The organism is Nocardia acididurans, from assembly GCF_016741815.1.
Lineage (GTDB): Bacteria > Actinomycetota > Actinomycetes > Mycobacteriales > Mycobacteriaceae > Nocardia > Nocardia acididurans.
In genome coordinates this window covers 230,700-248,604 of record NZ_JAERRJ010000002.1, presented here as the reverse complement: position 1 = coordinate 248,604, position 17,905 = coordinate 230,700, and the positions used below count along the sequence as shown (strand labels likewise).

Here is a 17,905-nt window from a genome sequence, read left to right as displayed (position 1 = left end):
GCATGGCATCGGTGGAGATCTGGCACAACCCGAAATGCTCGAAGAGTCGCGCCGCCAAGGCTGTCCTCGACGACGGCGGGGCCGACTACACCGAGCGCCGCTACCTCGACAACCCGCCCAGCGCCGCTGAAATCCGGGACGTGCTGGGCAAACTCGGCCTCGAACCGTGGGATATCACCCGCACCGCCGAAGCCGAGGCCAAGGAACTGGGCGTCGCCGCCTGGGGCCGCACCGCCGCCGACCGCGACCGCTGGATCGAAGCCCTCGCCGCGCATCCGCGACTGATCCAGCGGCCCATCGTGCTCACCGCCGACGGGCGGGCCGTCCTCGCTCGCGACGCGGACGGCCTCGACGCACTGCGCTGACCCGTCACGCCAGCCGGAACACCGGGAATCCCGGTGCGATATCGGCCAATTCGGCATCGGAGGCGTCCTTGGTGACACCCTCGAAGAAGCGGCCGACCTCCCAGCCCCACTTGTTCAGGTACTCGCGCAGCACCGGCAGCTTGTCCTCGTCGGCCAGCTCGGTGGCGGTGAACGTCTCGACCTTGCGGCCCAGGCGCAGCTCGCCCGCCGGAGTGACGCGCAGATTGCGCACCCACTGGGTCTGCCCGCGCGGGGCCACCAGGTAGCGCGCGCCGTCCTCGGTCTTCAGCACGTTCACCATGGTGGTGCGCCACTCGCCGCTCGTGCGCCCGCGCACCGCCAGCAGACGGGAACCCAGGACGCTGATGCCCAGCTTGGGCAGCATGTTGAAGATGCGGTTCATGATCGGGTCCAGTCCGGAGGGGCCGATGTAGCGGGTGGCGGCGGTCTGCTTGTCCATGATGTCTTCCCTTCACTGCGAGAGCGGTGCTCTCTGTTGAGATCAGTGTGCACGATGCCGTCGCGCCGAGTCAAGAGCGGTGCTCTCGAAAAGTTTCGATGCTCTCGAATGTGGCAGACTGTGCCCATGAGCGTCGCCAAGAACGCCCGCGAACGGGCCCGCGCCGAGATCACCCGCGAGATCACCGATGCCGCCCGCCGCCGGCTCGCCGAGAGCGGCGCGGCCGCGCTGTCGCTGCGCGCCATCGCGCGCGAGATGGGCATGGTGTCCTCGGCGATCTACCGGTACTTCCCGAGCCGCGACGACCTGCTCACCGCGCTCATCATCGAGGCCTACGACGCCCTCGGCGCGGCGGTGGAAAACGGTGTGGCCCAATCGGATACGCCACGCGCGCAATGGCAGGGCGCGGCAGCCGCGGTCCGGGCGTGGGCCATCGCGCACCCGCACGAGTACGCGCTGCTCTACGGCTCCCCGGTGCCGGGATATCAGGCCCCCGAGGCCACCATCGGCCCCGCCTCGCGGACACCGGTCGCGGTACTCGGACTGGTCCACCGCGCCTGGGAGAGCGGCACTCTCACCCCCGCGTCGGAAACGCTCGCCTCCGACCTGGCGGCCCAGGCCGCAGCGGTCGCCGCGCTGGCCGCGCCCGGTGTGCCCGAGGCGGTGGTGGCCCGCCTGATCGTCGCCTGGACCCAGGTGTTCGGCGCGGTGAGTTTCGAACTCACCGGCCAATACGCCAACACCATGGACCCCGCGGGCCCGTTCTTCGACTACACCGTCGCCACCATGGCCGACCTCATCGGCCTGCGCGACTAGCCGTTCGTGAGGGGCTCCAACGGGAACGGCGGTGCCCCCACCCCGGCGATCCGCAGATCGCCCCAGGGATCGCGCTCCTGTAGGACGCCCGCGGTGGGCCGCCCGCCCGGCACCGTGAGAAACACCTGCCCCCGCCCCGGATCCGGCAGCTCGTTCGCCCCGGTCGCGGAAATCCGCCCGTACCAATGGAATTGGCCGTCGATCGGATCGAGATGCCCGTTCAATCGAGCCGTGACCAGCAGCTCCGCACCGGGTGCGTCCAGCATCGCGGGACCGGAATACTCCGGCGCGGGTTCGGCTTCCGCGGATTCGTCACGCGGTCTGCCGTCGGCTCCGGTGTCCGGAGGGCCGCCGTGCCCATGGTCGCGTGCCGATCGGCGCAGCGGCGATCGGGCGGTTCCGCGCCGGCGACGGCGCACCCCGCCCCACCTCACAGCAGCCCCTGCCGCCGCCAGATGCGCTTGCCGATCGACCCGATGAGCCCCTGCTTATCCAGGAACGCACCGAGATTCGCGGCCCCGATGCCGAGCGCCCGGCGGGAGTGCGGATTGGCGCGCGCCATGCGCCGGGCCGCCCGGCCGTCCTCGATCCCGGCGCGAACGTACATGTGCCAGTTGGTCATCAGATGCACGAACAGCGGAGCGGCCACCGCCACACACAGTTTCGTATAGGCCAGCTCCGCCCTCGACATATCAGGCACCCGCCGAGCCAGGGCGTCACGCGCGAACCCGATGTGCCGCGCCTCCTCGGTGACGTGAATCCGCATGGCGCGCGCCACGATCGGCTGCAGCTGCGGGTCGTCGAGGGTGCGCCGCTGGATGGCGTCGAAGATCTCCTCGCCGACCAGTGCGCCCACCCACACCATGGGTCCGCGCAGGAACTGCTGCAGTGAGCTGATCACCAGTCGCTCATAGCGATTCGGCCAGTACGGCCGGGCTTCGATGCGTTCGATGAGCCTGCCGAACATCATCATGTGCCGGCATTCGTCACCCATCTCGGTGAGGGTGTAGTGCGCGTGCCGGGAGGTCGGATCATCGGCCATGAGCTCGCGCAGCAGCAGCCGGTTGAGCAGGTTCTCGAACCAGATGCCCACCGAGAGCACATTGGCCAGCTCCTGCCGGGACAGTTCGCGGCGCTGCTCGTCGGTCATGGCCTCCCAGAGCGCGGTGCCGTAGAGCGAGACCACCTCGGGTGGCAGGAAGAGTTTGTCGGGGTCCAGCGGTGCGTTCCAGTCGAGGTCGACCACGGGGTCGTAGGACTTCTTGACCGATCCGGTCAGCAAACGCTGTGCGAAGGATTCACGGGGGAGCAGTGCGGCATCGTCGCCCATGACGGCTCCTGACTCGAATAACTGATACAGGGTGTTACAGTCAGATTAGTGGTACAGGCTGTATCGGTCAACGAGAAATGAGTATCGTGATGCGGGTGACCGGAACCAGCGCACGAAAACAGTCCGCGGCCACCGACGGCCGCAGCACCCGCTGGAACGGCCACAAGGCCCGCCGCCGCGCCGATATGCTCGACGCCGCCCTCGCGGTCATCGAGGAGCACGGCGTCGAGATCTCGGTGCAGCAGATCGCCGACCGGCTGCACGTCCCGCGCCCGGTGGTCTACCGCCACTTCGACGGCCGCGCCGACCTCGACGAGCAAATCCGCCGCCACATCCTGGATTCACTACTCGCCGAACTACTTCCGCGCCTGCGCCCCGACGGCACCGTGCGCGACGCCGTGCGCGGCGCGGTGGGCACCTATGTCGGCTGGGTGGAACAGCATCCGAACCTGCACCGCTTCCTGGCCACCGCCGAACCGCAGGGCGAAGCCTCACCGGCCCTGGCGGGGGCCAAGAACCGCATCGGCGGGCAGCTCGCCGACATGTGGTCCGACACCCTCGAACGCTTCGGCATCGATCGGAATCGCGCCCGCCCCATGGCATTCGGTACTGTCGGCTTCGTCGACGGCGTCGTCAACAGCTGGCGGGCCGCCCCGACGCTCACCTCCGAACAGGTCGAGGGCATCCTCACCGAATCGGTGCTGTCGCTGCTCGAGGGCAATGCCCGCAGCCTCGACGTCCCGCTCACCCGCGACACCCTCGTCTCCGAAGTGATCAACCGCGTGCAGTCCCAGCGCGCCGGGTGAGCAGCGCGAAGCTGGAGTTCCACAGCCACTCCACCGGCCCGCGTTCGAAGCGGCGCAGCCAGAAGTGTGCGAAGACCAGCATGAACGCGCACACCACCAGGTACACCGCGACGGTGAACGGCACCCGCGAATTGGGCGAGACCGACTCGGCCAATCCCAGACCCCAGCCGTAGCAGATCGCGCCCGCCACCAGGTTCTGCAGGATGTAGCAGCTCAACGCCATCCGGCCGACCTCGGAGAAGCGGCGGCCCACCGGGCCCGGAGACGGACGGCGCAGGTAGAACTCGGCCACCAGGGCCAGAATGCCCAGCGCCACGAACGGCGCGATGCCGTATCGGGTGAACAGGATCAGATCGCCGCCGAAGAACACGCCCAGCGCCAGATCCAGCGGTGCGGCGATACCGAAGCCGATCACCATGAGCCGCTTGCGGATTCGCGCGCCCTCGGGCAGGAACACCCCGGCGCGGAACAGGCGCGCGCCCAGCAGGAACAGCGCGATAGACATCGGGAAGATCAGGATCGCCTCGGCCCGGAACATCAGCATGTTGTCCCAGCGGAACGCCACCAGATCCCAGAACGAGCCATCCGCATAGGGATTCGGATCCAGCCGTTCCGGCGGTCCCGAATTCGCCTGCGTATCAGCCTGACCCGCGGCCAGCGCCATGCCCACCGCCGCCAGCGTCAGCATGGCGGTGTGGATGCTCGCGGCCACGATCAGCCAGCGCCGCTGCGCCTTCTCACTCGTCGCCAGCACGTAGGCCACCACCAGACCGGTCAGCGCGTACCCCATGAGCACGTCGAATTCCGCGACCAGGAAGAAGTTCAGCAGACCGTCCAGGAACAGCAGCCCGGCCCGGATCGGATACTTGCCGGGCCACGCGCGCCCGCCCTTCACCGCCGACCGCTGCTGAATCGCCAGTCCGATACCGAACATGATCGTCAGCAGGCCCAGGAACTTGCCCTGCGCCAGCTGCTGGAGGAAACGCTCGATCCACAGCCACGCGCCGGACGGCTCGTCATCGCCGCCGATGTAGCCGATCAGCCCGGTGACATCGGTGAAGATCCAGATGTTCGTGCCGAGGGTGCCCAGAATCGCGATGCCGCGCAACACGTCGAGGGCCGCCAGCCGTCCGGAACGCGGCTGGGCGGGAACGGGATTCGACGCGAGATCCGCGTCCTTCGGCTCGACGGTGACGGCGCGATGCCTGCCCGTCGTCCCGGTGGTGACTGAGGCGCCCGGCCGTGCGGGCGCTGCGGAGGAAACCGGTTCGACCATGCCGATCATTGTTTCGTCCGGCCAGGTCAGCGCGGATCGCCCACGAGGACCATCGCGTATGCGACCAACGTATGACAACACTTCCGGGGGCCGGGGACCCCCGGTCGCGCCCGATTCGCACCGCCGTCGCCTAGGCTCGGGGCATGCAGCGCATTATCGGAATCGAGGTCGAGTACGGCATTTCCACGCCTGCCGAGCCGTCGGCCAACCCGATTCTCACATCCACCCAGGCCGTGCTCGCCTACGCCGCGGCGGAGGGTGTGCCGCGGGCCAAACGCACACGGTGGGATTACGAGGTGGAATCGCCGCTGCGCGACGCACGCGGATTCGATCTGGGACGGCTCAACGGACCGGCGCCGGTGATCGACGCCGACGAGGTCGGCGCGGCCAATATGATCCTCACCAACGGGGCCCGGCTCTACGTGGACCACGCGCATCCGGAGTACTCCGCGCCCGAGGTCACCGACCCGCTGGACGCGGTCATCTGGGACAAGGCCGGGGAGCGGGTCATGGAGGCCGCCGCACGCTACGCCTCCAGCGTGCCGGGCGCGCCGCGCATGCAGCTGTACAAGAACAATGTGGACGGCAAGGGCGCGTCCTACGGCACGCACGAGAACTACCTCATGAGCCGCGAGACGCCGTTCAACCAGATCATCGTCGGGTTGACGCCGTTCTTCGTGTCGCGGCAGGTCGTCTGCGGTTCCGGGCGCGTGGGCATCGGGCAGTCCGGTGACCAGCCCGGCTTCCAGCTCTCGCAGCGCGCGGACTACATCGAGGTCGAGGTCGGCCTGGAGACCACGCTCAAGCGCGGCATCATCAACACCCGCGACGAACCGCACGCCGACGCCGACAAGTACCGCCGCCTGCACGTCATCATCGGTGACGCGAACCTCGCGGAATGGTCCACCTACCTCAAGGTCGGCACCACCGCCCTGGTGCTCGATCTGATCGAGGCGGGCGAGGATCTCTCGGATCTGCAACTCGCACGCCCGGTGACCGCCGTGCACACCATCAGCCACGACCCCACCCTGCGCGCCACCGTCGCGCTGGCCGACGGCCGCGAACTGACCGGCCTTGCGCTGCAACGCATCTACCTCGACCGGGTCGAGAAGTACATGGACCGCATCGGCAACGACGATCCGCGCGTGCAGGACGTCATCGAAAAGTGGGCGCACGTCCTCGACCTGCTCGAGCGCGACCCCATGGAAACCGCCGACCTGCTGGACTGGACAGCGAAACTGCGCCTGCTGGAAGGCATGCGCAACCGTGAGGGCCTCACCTGGGCGGCCCCCAAACTGCATCTGGTCGACCTGCAGTACTCCGACGTGCGCCTCGACAAGGGCCTCTACAACCGGCTCGTCGCGCGCGGCTCCATGCAGCGCCTGGTCACCGAACAGCAGATCGTCGACGCCATGACCAACCCGCCCACCGACACCCGCGCCTACTTCCGCGGCGAATGCCTGCGCCGCTTCGGCGCGGATATCGCTGCGGCGAGCTGGGATTCGGTGATCTTCGACCTCGGCGGCGACTCCCTGGTCCGCATCCCCACCCTGGAACCCCGCCGCGGCACCAAGAGCCACGTCGGCAAACTCCTCGACGGCGCGCACACCGCCGCCGAACTGGTGCAGCAGCTCACGCACTGAGCACCGGGGCCGGTCCGCCTGTCGAAAGGCGAACCGGCCCTGCGCTATTCCCTGCTGTGAGCAGGCAATTCACCGAAATCGTTTGCTAGCATGCGCGAATGGGAACCGGGGAACAGGCACGCCTGTGGACCTCGGCGGCCAGCCCCCAGGTGGATCTGCTCGCGGCGCGGTTCGAGTCCTTCGAATTCGACAAGCACAGTCATGAGCAGCTGGCGGTCGGCGTTATCGAAGAGGGGGCCGAGGGACTGCATCTGACCGGGGGGAAGGTGGTGATTCCGGCTGGGCAGCTGGTGATCATCAACCCCGGGCAGGTGCATACCGGATTCGCCGCCGTCGAATCCGGGTGGCGGTATCGCATGTTCTACTTCGATACCGCGCTCGTCGCGGAGATCGCGGGCGAGCGGCTCGGGTCTCGGGACGTCTGGTTTCCCGATACCGTGGTCCGTGACGACGCGCTGTTCGCGGGCCTGCGGCACGCGCATCGCGAGCAGGAGCAGCCCACCGATCCGCTCACCGCGGAATCGTTGCTGCTCACCGGGTTGGGCGCGGTTCTCACCCGGCATGCCCTGCGCGGTGGTTCGGCCGGGCCGCCGGTGCTGCCACGGCTGGGCCTCGACGCCGCTCGCCAGATGTTGCACGATCGCTGGACCGAACCGGTCACCGTCGCCGAACTGACTGCGGCGGTGGGTATTCCGCGCGCGACCCTGATCAATGCCTTCCGCGCCGCCTACGGACTGCCGCCCCACGCCTATCTGCTGCGCCTGCGCGCCAACCGCGCCCGCCGCCTCCTGCTCGCCGGTGGTCAGCCCGCCGAGGTCGCCGTCGCCACCGGTTTCGCCGATCAAGCCCACCTGACCCGAATCTGCAAGCGCTACTTCGGCGTCACCCCCGGCGCGATCCGCCCCTGACCCGATTCGCTCGCGCGAGATTTTTGTTCAAGACCGCGCGGTGCCCTGATCGCCAGGCTTTGTCGCAGTTGGTGTGTGCGACGAAAGGCTGTGTGAGAAGCGATGATCTGGGCGATGGCGGTGCTGCCGCTGATAGTGGTGCTGGGGATGATCACCGGTCTGCGGCGGCCCGCGCACTGGGCGGCCCTCACCGGGGTGGGCGTGGCAGTACTGCTGATCGTGTGGCGGCCCGAATTCACGGTGACGAGTACAGGATTGGGTACCGGGGCGGGGGCCGCCGGCCTGCTGGTGCTCAATGCGGCGGCGGTGATGCTGCCCGGCGTGTATCTGAGTCAGGTGCTCGGACGCCGGGGAGTGCACGATTCACTGCGGGACTGGGTGCGGGCGCTGCCGCTGCCCGGACCGGCGAAGATCGCGCTCGTGGTGGCGGGCATCGCGCCGATGGTGGAGGCGCTCACCGGATTCGGCGTCTCACTGCTGGTGACCGTGCCGGTGCTGCTCGCGCTCGCACCGCCCGCGACGGCCCTGCGGCAGGCCATGCTGGGGATGAACATCATGCCGTGGGGAACCCTCGGGCTCGCCACCGCCATCGGCGCGTCGCTCACCGCGCTACCGGTCGGCACGCTGGGTACCGCCACCGCGCTGACCAGTGCGCTCGTCTTCCCGCTGGTGACCGCGTGGGCCGCCGTGCTGGCTCGGCCGCGGCAGCGGCTGCGCGCGGTGCTGGTGGCCGCGAGCGCGGGCGCGACCCTGTCGGCCGGGTTGCTGCTCTGGAATCGCCTGGGCGTCGTCGCACCGGCGGGCGTGCTGGCCGGATTGTTCACCACCGCAGCCGGATTGGCGCTGTGCGCACTGTGGCGGTCCCGGTCCACCAGCGTCCGCGTGATTCGATCGGGTGCGGACACTGCAAGCGGCGCACCCGAACTCGACATCGATTCGACGCGCTCCGCTGTGGGGTTCGATGCGGACTCATCCGGGACCGCGGCAGCCGTCTCGCGGTCCTCCGCGGGCTCCCGCTCCCTGGCCGTCCGTATCGCAGGAGAGTGGCGAACGCACGGTGGTCGTGTGGTGAACACCGTGGGGCGCAACGTAATCGGTGTGGCCGAACACACTCGGTCCACGGGTGGTCTGACGCCTCCGGGCTCGGTGCTTCGCGCCTACGGGCTGGTGCTCGGCGGAATCGCGGTGCTGCGCTTGGCGACTGCCGCCGGGGCGCCCACCCCGGCGGTACATGCGGGTGGAGCGAGTTTCGCGCTGCTGACCTCGCCCGGGTTGCCGCTGCTGGCGGCCGCGCTGCTGCTGGATCGAGGGCGGGTGCACCGGGCCGATGCTCGGGCCGCGCTGACCCGGGTGGCGCGGCCGCTGTTCGCGCTCAGCGGATTCGTGGTGCTGGGGCGGTTGATGGCCGACAGCGGGATGATCGCGCGGGTGGGTGCGGCGGTGGCCGACGCCCCGGAGCCGGTGGTGGCCTTGGCCGCGCCCGCGCTCGGCATGGTGAGCGGATTCGTGACCGGGTCGAATGTGGGCGGGAACGTGCTGATGATGCCGTTGCAGCAGCAGCTCGCGCCCGAGGGGCTGGGGACGTGGTTCGCGGCATTGCAGAACTGTGGTGCGGGGCATGCGGTGTTCACTTCGCTGCCGATGATCATGCTGATTCTGGCCGTGTCCGGTGAGCGGGCGCGGGAGGCGGGGATTTCCGAGCACACGCTGTTGCGCTTCGGGTTGCGGGTGGCGGCGGCGATCTATGCGCTTCTCGCATCGGCTGCGCTGCTGGCCGTGGCGTTCGGCTGACCACGCGCGCGCCCGCTGACCTCCACGGCGAGCGAGGTCCGGCTACTGGAGGTTTGCCGCGGGATGAACGGGGCGTGCCGTGCCGGATGTTTCGCGGATCTCCGCGGCGCGCCGTCGCCGTGGGCTTCCGGGAGATCACGGCCAACCCACATTGCGGTTTAATCCGGCATGTTGCGCCCGCTCATGGGTAGTGTTGTGGGACGAGCTTCGGATTTTCTCCGGAGCTCGCCGATGATCACAGAGGAGGTCGGCTGCTATGGCACAAGAGCAGACCAAGCGCACCGGTGGTGGCGACGAGGACGAGGGCCCCGAGGGCGCAGGCGCCGCCGGTCAGGAACGGCGCGAGAAACTGGCTGAGGAAACCGACGACCTGCTCGACGAGATCGACGACGTTCTGGAGGAGAACGCGGAGGACTTCGTGCGTGCGTACGTTCAGAAGGGCGGCCAGTGACACCAGGTGATCCCCTGCGGCTCCAGACGGGGTTCGCCCTCTCCTCCTTCTCCGAATATCTGCGGATGTACGCGCCGGAACTGTTGCCGGGCAACGGTTTCGGATCCGACGGTGCTCCGGTGCCGTCGGATCTCGCGCCGCACGGCACCACCATCGTCGCGGTCAGTTTCCGCGGCGGCGTGCTGATCGCGGGCGACCGTCGAGCCACTCAGGGCAATCTGCTGGCCAGCCGCGACATCGAGAAGGTGTACATCACCGACACCTTCTCGGCGGCCGGTATCGCGGGCACCGCGGGCATGGCGATCGAGATGATCCGCCTGTTCGCGGTGGAGCTCGAGTACTACGAGAAGATCGAGGGCGTGCCCCTGACCTTCGACGGCAAGGCCAACAAGCTGTCGAAGATGGTGCGCGACAATCTGCCCGCCGCCCTGCAGGGTCTGGCGGTGGTTCCGCTGCTCGTCGGCTTCGACCCCGACGCCCAGGATCCGGACAAATCCGGCCGCATCATCTCGTATGACGTGGTCGGCGGCCGCAGTGAAGAGCGTTTCGGCTACACCGCGGTCGGCTCCGGCTCCCTGTTCGCCAAGTCGTCGCTGAAGAAGACCTACCGTCGCGGCATCGACCAGGACCAGGCCCTGCGCATCGCGGTCGAGTCCCTGTTCGACGCCGCCGACGACGACACCGCCACCGGCGGTCCGGACACCATGCGCCGGATCTACCCGACCGCGGTCGCCATCGACGCCGAGGGCGCGGTGGAGGTCACCGACGAACAGCTCGAGGAGATCACGCGGACGATCGTGAGCGAGCGTTCCGCGCTGGCGGCTGAAGGGGGCGGCGAAGCATGACACTGCCGTATTACGCGTCGGCCGAACAGATCATGCGCGACAAGACCGAACTTGCGCGCAAGGGCATCGCACGGGGCCGCAGTGTCATCGTGCTCGTGTACGACAAAGGTGTGGTGTTCGTCGCCGAGAACCCTTCGGCGACACTGCACAAGGTGAGCGAGTTGTACGACCGCGTCGGTTTCGCCGCCGTCGGCAAGTACAACGAATTCGAGAGCCTGCGCCGCGGCGGCATCCTGCAGGCGGATCTGCGCGGGTACCAGTTCGACCGCCGGGACGTCACCGGCCGGTTCCTGGCCAACCTGTACGCGCAGAGCCTCGGCACCATCTTCACCGACCAGCTCAAGCCCTTCGAGGTGGAGATCTGCGTCGCCGAGGTGGGATATCCGGAGCAGGAGGCCAATTCGGTCCTGTACCGGATCAACTTCGACGGATCCATCGTCGACGAACGGGAATTCGTGGTGATGGGCGGCAACACCGACCCGATCGTCACCGCCCTCAAGGCTTCCTACAAGCCCGGCCTGGACCTGCACTCCGCCATCACCGTGGCGACCGCGGCCCTGCAGAAAGCCGCCCCCGAGGGTGACAAGGAAAAACGCACCATCGGCGTGGCCTCCCTGGAGGTAGCCACCCTGGAACAGGCCCGCCCCCGGCGCGCCTTCCGCCGCATCCAGGGCGCAGCCCTCCAGCAAATCATCACCGGCAAGGCCGGCACCGCCAAGACGGACGCCGAAGCCGACAAGCCCGGCGCCGGGGATCCCTCCAATCCCTAAGGCACATCCCGATATTCGGGACGAGGCCCCTTTGCACTCCGCATAGGAGAGTGCGAAGGGGCCTTCTTTTTCGCTGGCTACACGGGGTGCGACGTTGCAACCCGTGCGAAATCGTTGCCAATACGTTTGCACGGGCTGCTCACATGCGCCCTTATTGAGCACTTCAGAGCTGTAATGTCGAAGATGTGCAGCGACGAATCATGGGGATCGAGACCGAATTCGGGGTGACGTGCACGTTCCACGGTCACCGTCGGTTGAGCCCTGACGAGGTGGCCCGGTATCTGTTCCGCCGGGTGGTTTCCTGGGGCCGTAGTTCGAACGTGTTCCTCCGCAACGGTGCCCGGCTCTACCTCGATGTCGGTTCCCATCCGGAGTACGCTACGGCCGAATGTGACAGCTTGGTGCAGCTCGTCACCCACGATCGCGCCGGTGAGCGCGTCCTGGAGGACCTGCTGATAGACGCCGAGCAGCGGTTGGCGGAAGAGGGTATCGGGGGCGATATCTACCTCTTCAAGAACAACACCGACTCGGCGGGAAACTCGTACGGGTGTCACGAGAATTTCCTCGTGGTGCGTGCGGGGGAGTTCTCGCGGATTTCCGATGTGCTTCTGCCCTTCCTGGTGACGCGACAGCTCATCTGTGGTGCGGGCAAGGTGCTGCAGACGCCGAAGGCGGCCACCTTCTGCCTGTCGCAGCGCGCCGAGCACATCTGGGAGGGCGTGTCCTCGGCGACCACGCGGTCCCGGCCGATCATCAATACGCGTGACGAGCCGCACGCCGATGCCGAGAAGTACCGGCGGCTGCATGTCATCGTGGGCGACTCCAATATGGCCGAGCCCACCACCATGCTGAAGGTCGGCACGGCGTCGCTGGTGCTCGAGATGATCGAGGCCGGGGTGGCGTTCCGGGACTTCGCGCTGGACAACCCGATTCGGGCCATTCGCGAGGTGTCGCATGATCTCACCGGGCGGCGTCCGGTGCGGTTGGCGGGCGGACGGCAGGCCAGCGCCCTCGATATCCAGCGCGAGTACTACGCCCGCGCCGTCGAGCATCTGCGCAACCGCGATCGCGACCCGCAGGTGGACGCGGTCGTCGATCTGTGGGGCCGCACCCTCGACGCCGTCGAGGCGCAGGACTTCGCCAAGGTCGACACCGAGATCGACTGGGTGATCAAGCGCAAGCTGTTCCAGCGCTACCAGGACCGCTACAACATGGAGCTGTCCGATCCCAAGATCGCCCAGCTGGATCTGGCCTACCACGACATCAAGCGCGGCCGCGGCGTCTTCGACCTGCTGCAGCGCAAGGGTCTGGCCAAGCGGATCACCGAGGACGAGGCCGTGGACGCCGCGGTGACGACCCCGCCGCAGACCACGCGCGCCAAACTGCGCGGCGATTTCATCACCGCCGCCCAGGAGGCCGGTCGCGACTTCACCGTGGACTGGGTCCACCTGAAGCTCAACGATCAGGCGCAGCGCACGGTGCTCTGCAAGGACCCGTTCCGCTCGGTCGACGAGCGCGTGGATCGGCTCATCGCCTCCATGTGAGGTGGAACCCGACTCTTGGGGATTCTCCGGGGCTTCGCCCCCGAACCCCCAGGAGCAGGGTGGCGGGCAGGGGTGTCAGGAGCCCGCCCCGGCCCCCGAAGCACGGGCCGCGAATCTCGGGATTCGCGGCCCGCTCTGCGTCCCGGCCCGCCGGGACTCATTGAAATGGGCCCGTCTGGCCCCTCGTATTCGCGGTGGGCCGGGGCCATGCCCGCGCGCGCACGGGCGCGCCGGTCCTGGAGTCGATGGTCCGCGAGGGCGGATTCGCGACTCGTGACCCGGGTCGCACGACGTCCGGTTGCGGGGCGCACTACTCTCTAACGGGTGGCGATATCCAAGGTCGAGCGGTTGATGAATCTGGTTATCGCGCTGCTGTCCACCCGGCAATTCCTGACCGCGGAGCGGATCCGGGAAAGTGTGGCGGGGTACGAGGAGTCCGCGAGCGATGAGGCGTTCAGCCGCATGTTCGAGCGGGACAAGAACGAGCTGCGCGATCTGGGCATTCCTCTGGAAATCGGTCCGGTCAGCCGGTATTCGGGTGCCGAGGGCTACCGGATCAACCGGGATGCGTACGAGCTGCCGGATATCGATCTGACCAGTGAGGAAGCCGCCGCGGTCGCGGTGGCGGTGCAGCTGTGGGAGTCCCCGGAGCTGGCGGCCGCCGCCGAGGGCGGGCTGATGAAGTTGAAGGCGGCCGGAATTCACGTGGAGCCGGAGGCCGCGGTGGCTTCCGTGCCCGCGGTGCCGGCGCGCACCCGGGGGTCGGAACCGGTGCTGGGCAAGCTTCTGGCAGCCATCGATGCCGGGCGGTCGGTCAAGTTCCGGCATCGGCAATCGCACGGCGATCCGGTCGAGCGAGACGTGCAGCCGTGGGGTGTGGTCACCCATCACGGCCGCTGGTATCTGGCCGGGCACGACAATGCCCGCGACGCCACCCGCGTCTTCCGCATCTCCCGCATCGGCGAGGACGTCGTCGAGTACGGTCCCGCCAATGCCGTGCACAAGCCCGAGGACGTCGACCTGCGCGCGCTGGTCGCCGAGGTGACCTCGCAGTCCCCGATCACCGGTTCGGCCACGGTGTGGGTCGCCGAGGGCCGCGGCCAGGAGATCCGCCGCCTCGGCGCGACCATGGAGGACCGTGAGATCGGCGGCCGCAAGGGCTCGATCGTGGAAGTGCCGGTGCGCTCGCGCGATTGGCTCGCGCGCCTCATCACCGGTCTCGGCGTGGACGCCCTCGTCCTCGCGCCGGAAGAACTGCGCGACAACGTGATTGCCCGGCTGGAGTCGGTGCTGGAACGGACGGAGGTCCCGGCGTGAGCAAGCAGGGCGATGGCGCTCGCGCTTCGGACGGCGCCAAGGAGCGGCGTGGTGCGGCAGCGGCCAACAGCCGTTTGTCGACACGGTTGGCGCGACTGCTGAACATGGTCCCGTACTTCCAGGCCAACCCCGGTATCAGTGCGGCGGAGGCGGCGTCCGAGCTCGGCGTCACCACCAAGCAGCTGATGACCGACCTGAATCAGCTATGGATGTGCGGACTTCCGGGGTACGGCCCGGGTGATCTGATCGACCTGTCGTTCTCCGAAGAGAGCATCGAGGTCACCTTCTCCGCCGGTATCGACCGCCCGCTGCGCCTGACCGCCACCGAGGCCACGGCCCTGCTGGTGGCGCTGCGCTCGATCGCCGACCTGCCCGGCATGGTGGACCCGAGCGCCGCGCATTCGGCCATCGCCAAAATCGAATCCGCCATCTCCGGAAGGGAATTCACCGGCCCGGTGGTCCCCGCTCCCGTCGAGGCTCCGGCGGTGTCCACGGTCCGCTCCGCCCTCGAGCGTGATCACGCCCTGCGCCTGGTCTACTATTCGGCCAGCCGCGATGTGGTCTCCGAACGGGTGGTGGATCCGATCCGAATCGTGCTGGTGGACAACAACAGTTACCTGCAGGCGTGGTGCCGTCAGGCCGAGGGCGTCCGCCTGTTCCGCCTCGACCGCATCGAGGAGGCCACCGAGCTCGACGAGCCGGCGCGCCCGCCCGCCGAGGCCGCCGCCGACGAGACCTCCGCCCTCGACCTGTTCGTCGACGGCCCCGCGGTCCCGTTGGCGCGCTTGCTGATTCGCGCCGACTACGGCTGGGTGCTGGAGCAGTACCCCATGCACAAGGTGACCACCCACCCGGACGGCGGTATCGAGGCCACCATGCGCTTCGCCACCCTGGACTGGATGGCGCGCCTGCTGCTCGGCTTCGGTTCCGGCGTCACCGTGCTCGGCCCGCCCGAACTGGTGACCGCCGTGCGTGACCGCTCCGGTGCGGCGCTGTCCGCCTACTCCGCGCTCGCCGCCGACGCGGGTTCCGCGGCGGTCTTTCCCCTGAACGGTCTCGAGGAGGTCGGTCCCGCTTGACCTTTGGTTCCACTGCGGCGTCGGGTGCGATGCCGCGCGTACTGGTGCTCGGCGCGGGCAGTATCGGCGTGTTCGTGGGCGGCAGGCTCGCCGCCGCGGGCGCGGAGGTGACCTTCGTGGGCCGCCCGCGCATCCTCGACGAGATCTCCGCGCACGGTCTGCGCCTCACCGATCTGCACGGTCATGACGAGCGGGTGGCGGCGACGGCCTTCCATACCGCCACCGATCCGACCGGCGCGGCCGACGCGGATCTGGTGCTGATCACCGTGAAATCGGCCGATACCGCCGCGGCGGCAAACGAATTGGCGGGCAAGCTGAAACCCGGCACGGTGGTGGTGAGCCTGCAGAACGGTATCGGCAACGATGCGGTGATCCGGGAGATCCTGCCCGCCTGCGTGGTGCTGGCGGGCATGGTCATGTTCAATGTCGTGCAGCACGGGGAGGGCCGTTTCCATCGCGGTACCGCGGGCGGCGTCGAGGTGGCCGATGATCCGGCGCTGGATCGTTTCGAACCGATGCTGCGCGAGTCCGGCCTGGACGTGCAGCGCATCCCCGACCTGTTGCCGGTGCAGTGGGCGAAGCTGCTGCTCAACCTGAACAACCCGATCAACGCGCTGTCGGGCCGTCCGCTGCGCGAGGAGCTGTCCAATCGGGATTACCGCCGCTGCCTGGCCTTGACCCAGCGTGAAGCGCTGGCGGCCATGACGCGGGCGCGGATCCGCCCGGCCCGGCTGACCGTACTGCCGCCCGAGGTCATGGTGCGGCTGCTCACCGTCCCCGACGGGGTGTTCCGGCGGGTGGCGGGCAAAATCCTGGCCATCGATCCGGTGGCGCGCTCGTCCATGGCCGATGACCTGGCGGCAGGCCGCAAGACCGAGATGCCTTGGCTCTGTGGTGAAATCGTGAGCCTGGGTGAGATGGTCGGATTGCCCACGCCGGTGAACCGCCGCCTGATCGAACTCGTGACAGCGGCGGAGAACGGTGACCGTCGCACCTGGTCGGGAGCCGAACTGCTGGCGCAGCTGGAGGCCGCGGCCCGATCCAGCGGCCAGTGAACGACCGGCAAACGGCCGTTGACAAATAGTTCGATGTATGCGGTTCCGGTAGCATCGGACTGACCACAGTCTTTGGAGGTTTTCGATGGGTTCACTCAGTGCGACGCACTGGATCATCATTGCGGTGCTGTTCTTGGTGCTGTTCGGGGCCAAGCGGCTGCCCGACGCCGCCCGGGGACTCGGCCGTTCGATGCGCATTCTCAAGAGTGAGATGAACGAGATGCACACCGACGAGAAGCCGGCCACCGGCGCGGCCCCCGCGCAGGCTCCGGCCGCGCAGCAGCTGCCCGCCGCGCAGCCGCCGGTCACCCCGGCCGCCGCGCCGCAGCCGAACGTCGACACGACCAAGGCCTGACACCGCCGCTGGACCCGGGGTGAGCACGACGCTCGCCCCGGTTGATGCGTTGTCCAGGACCGGGGCGTTCACTCGCAGCGAGGCACAAACACACACATGCGTATGCGCATTCCGTTCGATCCCCGGCGCAGCCGGCGGCGAACCAATCCCGACGGCACCATGTCGCTGGTGGAGCATCTGCACGAGCTCCGCAAGCGCATGCTCATCTCGATCGCGGCCGTCGCGGTCACCACGGTGTTCGGTTTCATCTGGTACTCGCACTCCTTCTTCGGCCTGCCGAGCCTCGGTGAAGTACTGACCGGCCCGTACTGCGAACTCCCCGCCTCGGCCCGCGCACAGCTCAGCGCCGACGGCGCCTGCCGCCTGCTGGCCACCGCACCCTTCGAGCAGTTCATGCTGCGTTTGAAGGTCGGCATCACCGCGGGTGTGGTCATGGCCTGCCCGGTGTGGATGTATCAGCTGTGGGCGTTCATCACCCCCGGCCTGTACGCCAAGGAGCGCAAGTACGCGCTCTCCTTCGTCATCGCGGGTTCGACCTTGTTCGTGGCGGGCGCGGTGCTCGCCTACGTGATCGTCGCCCACGCCCTGAGCTTCCTGCTCACCGTCGGCTCCAACGCCCAGATCACCGCCCTCAGCGGCGCCGAGTACTTCAGCTTCATCATCCAGCTGCTGATCATCTTCGGCGTCAGCTTCGAAACCCCTTTGCTGGTAGTGGGTTTGAACGCGGTAGGTGTGCTGACCTACGAGAAGCTGGTCAAGTGGCGTCGCGGTCTGATCTTCGGCATGTTCGTCTTCGCGGCCATTGTCACCCCGCAGGACCCCTTCTCCATGCTGGCCCTCGCCCTGGCTCTGACGGTCCTGTTCGAGCTCGCCGTGCAGATCGCGCGCCTCAACGACAAGCGCAAGGCCCGCAACGCCGAGAACTGGGCCAACCTGTCCGACGAGGAAGCCTCCCCGATCGGCGGCCCGAGTGGCGTCGACGGCGTGACCCCGGTCGACCTCGCGACCCCGGTAGCCACACCGGAACCGGTCGGCGCGACACCACCGCAAAAAACAACGCGAGCCGTGTCGGATTACTCCGATACGCTCTGACG

The 17,905-nt window shown here is 68.2% G+C and carries 19 protein-coding genes; 15 read left to right on the top strand and 4 right to left on the bottom strand.

Annotated elements, in window-relative coordinates:
* Positions 1 to 2: 2 nt before the first annotated feature.
* A complete protein-coding gene (locus JK358_RS05565; protein ID WP_201944421.1) occupies positions 3 to 365 on the top strand; it encodes an arsenate reductase family protein in 363 nt (120 codons plus the stop codon).
* 4 nt (positions 366 to 369) lie between these two features.
* Here the strand turns inward: JK358_RS05565 and JK358_RS05560 are convergent, their stop codons facing one another.
* Positions 370 to 825 carry a nitroreductase/quinone reductase family protein gene (locus JK358_RS05560; protein ID WP_201944420.1) on the bottom strand — a complete coding sequence of 152 codons (456 nt, stop codon included), beginning with the start codon at positions 823 to 825 and terminating at the stop codon, positions 370 to 372.
* Positions 826 to 951: 126 nt separating this feature from the next.
* Here JK358_RS05560 and JK358_RS05555 point away from each other — a divergent pair, with 126 nt between their 5' ends.
* Positions 952 to 1,641 carry a TetR/AcrR family transcriptional regulator gene (locus tag JK358_RS05555; protein ID WP_201944416.1) on the top strand — a complete coding sequence of 230 codons (690 nt, stop codon included), beginning with the start codon at positions 952 to 954 and terminating at the stop codon, positions 1,639 to 1,641.
* On the opposite strand, the gene JK358_RS05550 is transcribed toward JK358_RS05555, so the two are convergent.
* Positions 1,638 to 1,907, bottom strand: coding sequence for a DUF4873 domain-containing protein (locus JK358_RS05550; protein WP_201944413.1), 270 nt, complete (start codon positions 1,905 to 1,907; stop codon positions 1,638 to 1,640). The genes JK358_RS05555 and JK358_RS05550 overlap by 4 nt on opposite strands.
* A 164-nt stretch (positions 1,908 to 2,071) precedes the next feature.
* Positions 2,072 to 2,971, bottom strand: a complete 900-nt coding sequence (locus tag JK358_RS05545) for an AurF N-oxygenase family protein (protein ID WP_201944411.1) — start codon at positions 2,969 to 2,971, stop codon at positions 2,072 to 2,074.
* Between the two features lie 95 nt (positions 2,972 to 3,066).
* Here JK358_RS05545 and JK358_RS05540 point away from each other — a divergent pair, with 95 nt between their 5' ends.
* Positions 3,067 to 3,777, top strand: coding sequence for a TetR/AcrR family transcriptional regulator (locus JK358_RS05540; protein WP_307817316.1), 711 nt, complete (start codon positions 3,067 to 3,069; stop codon positions 3,775 to 3,777).
* Here JK358_RS05540 and JK358_RS05535 read toward each other — a convergent pair.
* Complete coding sequence (locus tag JK358_RS05535; RefSeq protein ID WP_201944410.1) at positions 3,746 to 5,053, bottom strand: DUF418 domain-containing protein; 1,308 nt, start codon at positions 5,051 to 5,053, stop codon at positions 3,746 to 3,748. The two genes, JK358_RS05540 and JK358_RS05535, sit on opposite strands and share 32 nt — an antisense overlap.
* 143 nt (positions 5,054 to 5,196) lie before the next feature.
* On the opposite strand from JK358_RS05535, the gene dop reads away from it, so the two are divergent.
* The 12 genes from dop to tatC all read left to right on the top strand — a co-directional run bounded on the left by dop (position 5,197) and on the right by tatC (position 17,903).
* Positions 5,197 to 6,696, top strand: coding sequence for a depupylase/deamidase Dop (gene dop / locus JK358_RS05530; protein WP_201944409.1), 1,500 nt, complete (start codon positions 5,197 to 5,199; stop codon positions 6,694 to 6,696).
* A 98-nt stretch (positions 6,697 to 6,794) separates the two neighbouring features.
* Entirely contained in the window at positions 6,795 to 7,604 is an 810-nt protein-coding gene (locus tag JK358_RS05525; protein WP_201944405.1) for an AraC family transcriptional regulator, read from the top strand.
* Positions 7,605 to 7,706: 102 nt separating this feature from the next.
* Positions 7,707 to 9,395: an L-lactate permease gene (locus tag JK358_RS05520; RefSeq protein WP_201944404.1), complete on the top strand. Its 1,689-nt coding sequence runs from the start codon at positions 7,707 to 7,709 to the stop codon at positions 9,393 to 9,395.
* 256 nt (positions 9,396 to 9,651) lie between these two features.
* Positions 9,652 to 9,846 (top strand): ubiquitin-like protein Pup, encoded by a 195-nt coding sequence (locus JK358_RS05515; RefSeq protein ID WP_201944403.1) that lies wholly within the window; start codon positions 9,652 to 9,654, stop codon positions 9,844 to 9,846.
* Positions 9,843 to 10,691 carry a proteasome subunit beta gene (prcB, locus tag JK358_RS05510; protein ID WP_201944402.1) on the top strand — a complete coding sequence of 283 codons (849 nt, stop codon included), beginning with the start codon at positions 9,843 to 9,845 and terminating at the stop codon, positions 10,689 to 10,691. Before JK358_RS05515 ends, prcB begins: the two co-directional genes overlap by 4 nt.
* Entirely contained in the window at positions 10,688 to 11,461 is a 774-nt protein-coding gene (gene prcA, locus JK358_RS05505; protein ID WP_201944390.1) for a proteasome subunit alpha, read from the top strand. The genes prcB and prcA overlap by 4 nt, the downstream gene beginning before the upstream one ends.
* Positions 11,462 to 11,646: 185 nt before the next feature.
* Positions 11,647 to 13,005, top strand: a complete 1,359-nt coding sequence (pafA, locus tag JK358_RS05500; RefSeq protein WP_201944383.1) for a Pup--protein ligase — start codon at positions 11,647 to 11,649, stop codon at positions 13,003 to 13,005.
* 324 nt (positions 13,006 to 13,329) lie between these two features.
* Positions 13,330 to 14,322 (top strand): helix-turn-helix transcriptional regulator, encoded by a 993-nt coding sequence (locus JK358_RS05495; protein ID WP_201944378.1) that lies wholly within the window; start codon positions 13,330 to 13,332, stop codon positions 14,320 to 14,322.
* Between the two features lie 74 nt (positions 14,323 to 14,396).
* A complete protein-coding gene (locus JK358_RS05490) occupies positions 14,397 to 15,401 on the top strand; it encodes a helix-turn-helix transcriptional regulator (RefSeq protein ID WP_269811749.1) in 1,005 nt (334 codons plus the stop codon).
* 29 nt (positions 15,402 to 15,430) lie between these two features.
* The gene (locus JK358_RS05485) at positions 15,431 to 16,456 is read left to right on the top strand and encodes a 2-dehydropantoate 2-reductase (RefSeq protein WP_201945186.1); all 1,026 of its coding nucleotides are present in this window, start codon (positions 15,431 to 15,433) and stop codon (positions 16,454 to 16,456) included.
* An 85-nt stretch (positions 16,457 to 16,541) separates the two neighbouring features.
* The gene (gene tatA / locus JK358_RS05480) at positions 16,542 to 16,811 is read left to right on the top strand and encodes a Sec-independent protein translocase subunit TatA (protein ID WP_201944376.1); all 270 of its coding nucleotides are present in this window, start codon (positions 16,542 to 16,544) and stop codon (positions 16,809 to 16,811) included.
* 102 nt (positions 16,812 to 16,913) lie between these two features.
* Positions 16,914 to 17,903: a twin-arginine translocase subunit TatC gene (gene tatC / locus JK358_RS05475; protein ID WP_201945185.1), complete on the top strand. Its 990-nt coding sequence runs from the start codon at positions 16,914 to 16,916 to the stop codon at positions 17,901 to 17,903.
* The last annotated feature ends 2 nt before the right edge of the window (positions 17,904 to 17,905 follow it).

Coding starts and splice junctions, on each gene's coding strand:
- JK358_RS05565 (WP_201944421.1), top strand. CDS start 3: ATGGCATCGGTGGAGATCTGGCACAACCCGAAATGCTCGAAGAGTCGC.
- JK358_RS05560 (WP_201944420.1), bottom strand. CDS start 825: ATGGACAAGCAGACCGCCGCCACCCGCTACATCGGCCCCTCCGGACTG.
- JK358_RS05555 (WP_201944416.1), top strand. CDS start 952: ATGAGCGTCGCCAAGAACGCCCGCGAACGGGCCCGCGCCGAGATCACC.
- JK358_RS05550 (WP_201944413.1), bottom strand. CDS start 1,907: ATGCTGGACGCACCCGGTGCGGAGCTGCTGGTCACGGCTCGATTGAAC.
- JK358_RS05545 (WP_201944411.1), bottom strand. CDS start 2,971: ATGGGCGACGATGCCGCACTGCTCCCCCGTGAATCCTTCGCACAGCGT.
- JK358_RS05535 (WP_201944410.1), bottom strand. CDS start 5,053: ATGGTCGAACCGGTTTCCTCCGCAGCGCCCGCACGGCCGGGCGCCTCA.
- dop (WP_201944409.1), top strand. CDS start 5,197: ATGCAGCGCATTATCGGAATCGAGGTCGAGTACGGCATTTCCACGCCT.
- JK358_RS05525 (WP_201944405.1), top strand. CDS start 6,795: ATGGGAACCGGGGAACAGGCACGCCTGTGGACCTCGGCGGCCAGCCCC.
- JK358_RS05520 (WP_201944404.1), top strand. CDS start 7,707: ATGATCTGGGCGATGGCGGTGCTGCCGCTGATAGTGGTGCTGGGGATG.
- JK358_RS05515 (WP_201944403.1), top strand. CDS start 9,652: ATGGCACAAGAGCAGACCAAGCGCACCGGTGGTGGCGACGAGGACGAG.
- prcA (WP_201944390.1), top strand. CDS start 10,688: ATGACACTGCCGTATTACGCGTCGGCCGAACAGATCATGCGCGACAAG.
- JK358_RS05485 (WP_201945186.1), top strand. CDS start 15,431: ATGCCGCGCGTACTGGTGCTCGGCGCGGGCAGTATCGGCGTGTTCGTG.
- tatA (WP_201944376.1), top strand. CDS start 16,542: ATGGGTTCACTCAGTGCGACGCACTGGATCATCATTGCGGTGCTGTTC.
- tatC (WP_201945185.1), top strand. CDS start 16,914: ATGCGCATTCCGTTCGATCCCCGGCGCAGCCGGCGGCGAACCAATCCC.